The sequence below is a fragment of the Corynebacterium sp. c3Ub_189 genome, from assembly GCF_039907195.1.
GTDB lineage: Bacteria > Actinomycetota > Actinomycetes > Mycobacteriales > Mycobacteriaceae > Corynebacterium.
The window spans coordinates 90,206-96,514 of sequence record NZ_JASBOF010000008.1 but is presented as its reverse complement, the minus strand read 5'-3'; the positions used below and the strand labels follow the sequence as shown (position 1 = coordinate 96,514).

Below are 6,309 nucleotides of genomic sequence, written 5' to 3'. Positions count from 1 at the left end.
ACCCACTGTGCAACCGAAAAGCGACGAGCTCCTCTCCTCCCCCGCAGCTACGCGCAGGAGCAGAAAAGGCTCGCCGCCAGAAGGAGCTGGAAAAGACTAGATATCGTCTTCCTCTGCTTGTACGGTCTGAACTTCTTTATTGTTGTGCTTGGCGTGCTTGACGTCGGTGACGGTTACGCCATAGATGGAACGGCCCAGATAAAAGGAACCTACTGAGCCGATGATCCATACACCGAAGCAGGCGATCAGTGCCTGGATGAGCAGCCACAGCGAAAAGCCATCACGGCCAAAGTCCACTACTAGCTTAGCCACGATGATCAGCGGTACCGCAAGTCCCACGGTAGGGCCCAGCAGGTTGGCACGGGTCAAGGCATCGGGCGCTCGCCACAAAGACACCACCGTTGCGACCACCAAGAGGGTAGCGATGATAAGCAGGACCGAAGCGATAATTTCAGAAATGGCCATGGTTTATCGCCTGCCCTTCGAAATAATGCGGGCCATCGATAGCGTCGGTAGCACACCTGCCGCAATGGCTGCGAGGAGTGCAATGTAATACGCCATCGGGGCATTATTGGTCATCGACCAGGCTAAATACATGCAGATCATGCCGTAAAAAACGATGTCCGACGTAATGGCGCGGGTGAGCTCATCGCGCGTACGGAGCCCCAGCAGCACGCCGCACCACGTGGCAATGCCCATGATGAATACGCATACAAATACGACCCAGCCGAACGGGGACAATGTGGCAAAGTCAATCATCGCTCGGTCTCCTTTCTGCGTTGTACGTTGCGGGCGCGGCGCTTTGGCTTTTCGACGTCCGCTTCGCTTTCTGAAAGCGGAGTGTCCTCCGCCCGTGCCAAGTCAGGCGAGCGCATATAGCGTCCCACGGACTCGAGCGGGTACTCGTAGAACGCCTCATCCAATTCTGTAGTCTCCCCTTGACCCGGGACGCCGTAGTCGATGTCCTTAACCCGCGGGGCGAGGCGCTGTTCCATATCAGCCAGATCAGCGACGATTCCCGCTGGGTCGGATCCTTGGACGGCCTGTACCAGCACGATGCGCGGCAGCCCCTTGCGGGGCGGTTCGCGCAAACCGAGCGAGAGCGTGCCCGGGGTTGCGGTAATGGAAGACGTAAACCAGAAGATCTCCCAGGCGCTAGTCACGCGCAGTGGGTAGCGAATGATAACCGGGTTGTATTCGGTATCGGGTTTGAAAGCCGCCAATGCCAAGCTAATGCCGGCGACGAAAATCTCCTTGATGAGCCACAATGCATACACAATTGCGTTCATTTAACGGCCCTCCTGGATGTCATCGATATTGGGAACGGCAATCGGCTCGTCGCCCAAGACGGTTTCAGTATAAGCGGTAGTGTCCAAAAGCTGCTCCGCTGCAGAATCCACGACATCGAGGACGATGCCGGAGAAGATGAACATGCACAACGAACCAAGGATGAGAGCCGCGGATGGGGCCATGAGCTTTTTGCGAATGACCAATTCATCCGGGACCTTGTCCTCCGGCAGGCCCTTGCCCCAAAAGACCTTGCGCCACACGCGCAGCATGGCCAAAAAGGCAGCGAAGGAAGCGATGATGATGGCCGCGATGGCAATCCAGGCCCAAGCACCGCCCACGCGGGCAATCTCGAAGACAATCATCAGCTTGCCCCACATGCCCGAGAACGGTGGGAAGCCCACGACGGAGAATGCACCGGCAGCGAAAATCCACGCGATGATGGGGTCGCGGCGAGCAAGGCCGGAAAGCTTGCTGAGCAAGCCTGTGCCGTAGGTCTCCTCAATGGCACCAGAGGCCAAAATCAGCGAACCAACGGTCACCATGTGGTGAATCGTGTACATGATGCCAGCTGCCAGGGCGCGACGAGGGTCATCAGAGGTAAACGCAAGCATGACCAAAATGAAAGGCATGCCGTTGAGCATCTGGTAGCCGAGGACGCGGCGGATGGAATTTTCCGCTAGGCCACCAAAGGCGCCGATCATCATGGAGATAATCATGATGACGATGATCAACACATTCCAGCGCTGTTCCAGATCGAATAGCTGCACGTAGAGCCGGTAGAGCATGTAGACGGCCACTTTGGTGTGTAAGCCGGAAAACAGGCCCATCACCGCGGCGGAGGTCCCTGGGTAGGTGCGTGGCAGCCACGACTGCACGGGGAACACGCCGGCCTTGGCGGTAATCGCAATGAGGATCAAGCCTGCTGCCACAGTCACCGGCCCATTGCCTGCCGCTGCGCCCTTCAGCGCGCCCAGGTTGACCGCACCGGTAACCGAATACATATAACCTACGCCAACAACCAACAAGGTGGAGGCGAAAAGGTTAACCAAGACGAAGGCACGGCCGGCTGCCAAGCGCGACCACGTACCAGACATGGTGATAAGGCCATAGGACGGCAGAAGCATGACCTCAATAAAGACGAAGAAGTTAAAGAGGTCGGCGGTGAGCAATGCACCGCACACACCGGTGATCAAAATCAGGGTGAGCGAAGGATAGTAGCGAGACTTTGTCTCCCCGCCCACAATGGCAAACCAGTTGGCACCAAAAGCGACGATCATCGTAGTAATGATCATCAACGCGGAGAAGGCATCCGCCGCAAACGGGATACCCACATTGCCTTGGTAGAGGCCAACGGTGTGGGCTACTACCCCATTGTTCATGGTGTAGATGAGCAGGCCCAGGCCGGCGAAAATTCCAACACCCGGGATGATAAGCATGATGGAATCGCGTACCGCACGCCACGGTGCCAGCAGTGCGAAGGCCGCTGCAATCAGCGGGACCGCTGGAAATAGCGGAAGGAGTTGAGCTACAGCATCAGCCATTATTTGTCATCCTCCTTCTGTTGAGTTGCCCCGCGTTCTGCAACGGGAGTGTTGTGGTCCACCTGACCGATTCGGTCCAGCTGATTGGTGGACTCTTCCAAAATTTGGCGATTTTGGGCGTCTCGACCCAAGGTCGAAAAGGCATGGTCGATGGTGTTGTCATCAACCGGCTCCACCACGTCGGTGTCGTCGTTCTTGCCCATGGCCGCCATCGTCAACAAGATGGTCGAGGTTGCCATGGAAATAACAACGGCGGTCAGCACGAAGGCCTGCGGCAGCGGGTCGGCCATCTGATCGTGCGGAACCTGGGATGGGAAGGACTCTCCGCGGTAGGAATACACGCCCGTAGCCAGCAGCATCAGGTTGGCACCGTGGCCAAAGGCCATCATGCCCAACACGATGCGTACCAGGCCGCGCTGCTGGATGAGATAGACAGCACTGCCGATGAGTAAAGCAATAGTCAGTGCAAGGATCATTACTTCTCCCCTCCCCGGTTAGCCGCGGAGCGCTTATTCTTCCTCTTCGTCTTTGCTTCCGAAGGCGTCAGCAAGGCCAACGGATCGGTCGAAGGGTTGATCGGGTCTGGGTACGGATCGTCGACATCCTCAAGCGAAATTCGTGGAGTCGTCGGCAGCGCGGAATCATCATCATGAACCCATGGCAAGAATTCACGCTCCGTTCCTGGGCGCAGGTAGCCGCCCAATGCGTTAATCGCCATAGTCAACATACCCAGCACCGCTAAGTAGATGCCCAAGTCGAAGATGAGAGAGGTGGTCCAGTGTTGGCCAAAGGCTTCGGCATGGATTGCAGCCAGGAAGCCACCATTGCCAATGCCGTGGTGCAAGTAGCCTACAAAGCCGGCGATCAAGGCGGTGATGATGCCGATACCGGTCAGGCGAATCGGAGTCATGCGGCCGAAAACAATTTCATCAGAGCCACGGGACAGATAGATAAGCCCGATTGCTGCACCCATGATCAGCGCCGCGGGGAAGCCGCCGCCGGAGGCATTGTGCCCGCGGAAGAAAACGATGACGGACATAATGACCAACAGCGGGATGACAACGTGCACGCCCTTGCGCAATGGCACGGAGTTCAGCTGGGACTGGCCAAACGGTGCTGGGCGTGTACCCGACTTGAACGGGAATCGCGGCAACGTCGTAGTGATGGCTGCAATAACCACCGCAGCCATACCCAGAACGGAAAGCTCGCCCAAGGTATCGAGTGCACGGAATTCCACGATAATCGTAGCGACAACATTGTCGCCGCCGGTGATATCCGGAGCATTGTCCAGGTACCACATGGCCAAATCGGAGCGCTCGTGACGGCCCATGAGCCCCCACACACCTAGGAACGCAGCCACACCGGCCAAGACCGCAATGACAATAGAGCCGGTCTTGCGGGATTTGTTCTTCACCGGCTGGAAGGTTTCTGGCAGGTAGCGCAGCACCATCATCATGACGATGACGGACAGGGCCTCCACCATAAACTGCGTCAGCGCTACGTCAGGTGCGCCAAGCAGGAACATCTGCAAGGTCACGCCCGAGCCGGCAATGCCAATCATGATGGCACCGGTCAAGCGGTTCTGGGTGCGCACCAGCCCAAACATCGCTAGGGCGATAATGCCCAGTGGCAGCAGGTCCCATGGGTTATCCAGACCATCCACCCGTGGCTGCAGTGCTACCCCGTCAACGCCATCGCGGATGAGAGTGGTAGCAGCCAGCACGATGATCAAAATGACAATCGGCAGCATGTGGCGGGATGGATTATGCGAGTCGGACATCTTGCCCAGGACGCGCCCCAACTGGGAGCAGCCCTTCATCAAGGAATACAGCAAATCATTGCCGCTGCGCGGCATGAACTCGTGAGCTTCAAAGCTTGCCCACATCTTCTTGCGGGCAAAGATACCGGCAATACCGAGGATGAGGACTACTAGCGAGATAAGGAAAGGAACGTTGAGCCCGTGCCAGAGGGCAAGGTGCGAATGATGCTCCAATCCCACGGCAGCCACTGCATCATCAATCGGGGCATCAAAGAGCCCGAGCACAAATACCAGTGGCAGGGACATAAAGCCCGGCAAAGCTGCGGGCAGCCACAGCGACACTGGGGCTTCATGGACATCTCCCATGTCGCGAGGTCCATCGAAGAAGGCGCCGAAGACAATCTTTGCGGAGTAAGTAAAGGTAAAGAAGGCACCGATACCAGCAACGATGAGTAGGATTACCTGGCCCGCGCCGCCAATCGGGGCGTCCTCAAACGCGGTGAGCATTCCTTCCTTGGACACAAAGCCCAGAAGCGGTGGCACCGCAGCCATCGAGGCTGCACCAATTACTACGGAACCAAAAGTCCACGGCATCTTATTCCACAGTGGTCCAAGGCGGCGAATATCGCGCGACCCAGCCTCGTGGTCGATAACGCCAATGAGCATAAACAGCGAGGACTTAAACAGCGCGTGGGCCAGAGTATGGACCAACGCGGCGGCGATAGCGAACGGGGTGCCCACACCGATGGTGGCAACGATCCAGCCCAGATGGGAGACGGTGGAATAGGCCGTAAGCTTCTTCAAATCCGTCTTCTGCACTGCAAATACCGCGGACATCACCGCGGTGCCCATGCCTACGACGATGAGCAACCAATTCCACACCGCCACATCGTGGAAGATGGTGGAAAAACGAATAAGCAGGTACACACCGGCCTTGACCACTGCTGCTGCGTGAAGGAAGGCCGATACCGGGGTGGCGGCGGCCATAGCCTCTGGCAACCAGAAATGGAATGGGAACTGTGCCGCCTTAGTAAAGGCGGACACCGCAATCAACACTGCTACGGCTGCCGTTATCCCTGGGCGTTCCGTCCATACAGGGGACGCCAAGATATCAGAAACGGTAGTCGTTCCGGTCACCGTCGCGGCAATACCCAAGCCGGTCAGCAGGGTCAATCCGCCAATGAAGGTCAGGATCAGTGTCCGCTGCGAACCAGCCTCGCCGCCTGAACCGGAGCGAGCAATCAACATAAACGAAGCCAAGGAGACTAGCTCCCAGGCAAGGAACAAAACCACCACGTCATTGGCCAGAACCAGCAACAAGATGGACAGCGTGAACGCTGTCATCAAGGTATAAAAGCTGGTGTTGCCCTCATTCTTGGGCAAATAGGCCGCCGAATACGTGAAAACGACGGCGCCAATGACCAGCGCCAACATAGCGAAGAAGATGCTCAACGCGTCCCCGCGGAGAGCAAAACTTACGTCGACGCCTGGTGCGATGAAATCACGCACCCAAGTGGCGTGGAAACTTAATTCCTCCCCGGCTGCAATGGCAGGAAATTCCTTGGCGATGAGGACCGCTGCAATAAGAAAAAGGCCAGCTAGTGGATAGCCTGCCTTTCGGTCAATAACCTTTACGGTTACCGGTGCCAAGATCACTGCCAGCGCCGCGAGGAGGACTGCATAAAGTAGCGTCACGAAATACTTGCCTCACGAACCTTG

The 6,309-nt window shown here is 57.2% G+C and carries 6 protein-coding genes; all 6 read right to left on the bottom strand.

What is annotated here, in order from left to right; translation table 11 throughout:
* Positions 1-96 precede the first annotated feature (96 nt).
* From QKD99_RS05710 to QKD99_RS05685, 6 genes are read right to left on the bottom strand one after another with little or no spacing between them, the layout of a single operon-like run.
* The gene (locus QKD99_RS05710) at positions 97-465 is read right to left on the bottom strand and encodes a Na+/H+ antiporter subunit G (protein ID WP_239277421.1); all 369 of its coding nucleotides are present in this window, start codon (positions 463-465) and stop codon (positions 97-99) included.
* A 3-nt stretch (positions 466-468) separates the two neighbouring features.
* On the bottom strand, positions 469-759 hold the full coding sequence (locus QKD99_RS05705; protein WP_239277420.1) for a cation:proton antiporter: 291 nt from the start codon (positions 757-759) through the stop codon (positions 469-471).
* On the bottom strand, positions 756-1,289 hold the full coding sequence (locus QKD99_RS05700; RefSeq protein ID WP_239277418.1) for a monovalent cation/H+ antiporter subunit E: 534 nt from the start codon (positions 1,287-1,289) through the stop codon (positions 756-758). The genes QKD99_RS05705 and QKD99_RS05700 overlap by 4 nt, the downstream gene beginning before the upstream one ends.
* Positions 1,290-2,831 carry a monovalent cation/H+ antiporter subunit D family protein gene (locus QKD99_RS05695; RefSeq protein ID WP_347950942.1) on the bottom strand — a complete coding sequence of 514 codons (1,542 nt, stop codon included), beginning with the start codon at positions 2,829-2,831 and terminating at the stop codon, positions 1,290-1,292.
* Positions 2,831-3,307: a cation:proton antiporter subunit C gene (locus QKD99_RS05690; RefSeq protein ID WP_005325274.1), complete on the bottom strand. Its 477-nt coding sequence runs from the start codon at positions 3,305-3,307 to the stop codon at positions 2,831-2,833. Before QKD99_RS05690 ends, QKD99_RS05695 begins: the two co-directional genes overlap by 1 nt.
* Complete coding sequence (locus QKD99_RS05685; RefSeq protein ID WP_347950941.1) at positions 3,307-6,285, bottom strand: DUF4040 family protein; 2,979 nt, start codon at positions 6,283-6,285, stop codon at positions 3,307-3,309. The genes QKD99_RS05690 and QKD99_RS05685 overlap by 1 nt, the downstream gene beginning before the upstream one ends.
* Positions 6,286-6,309 lie beyond the last annotated feature (24 nt).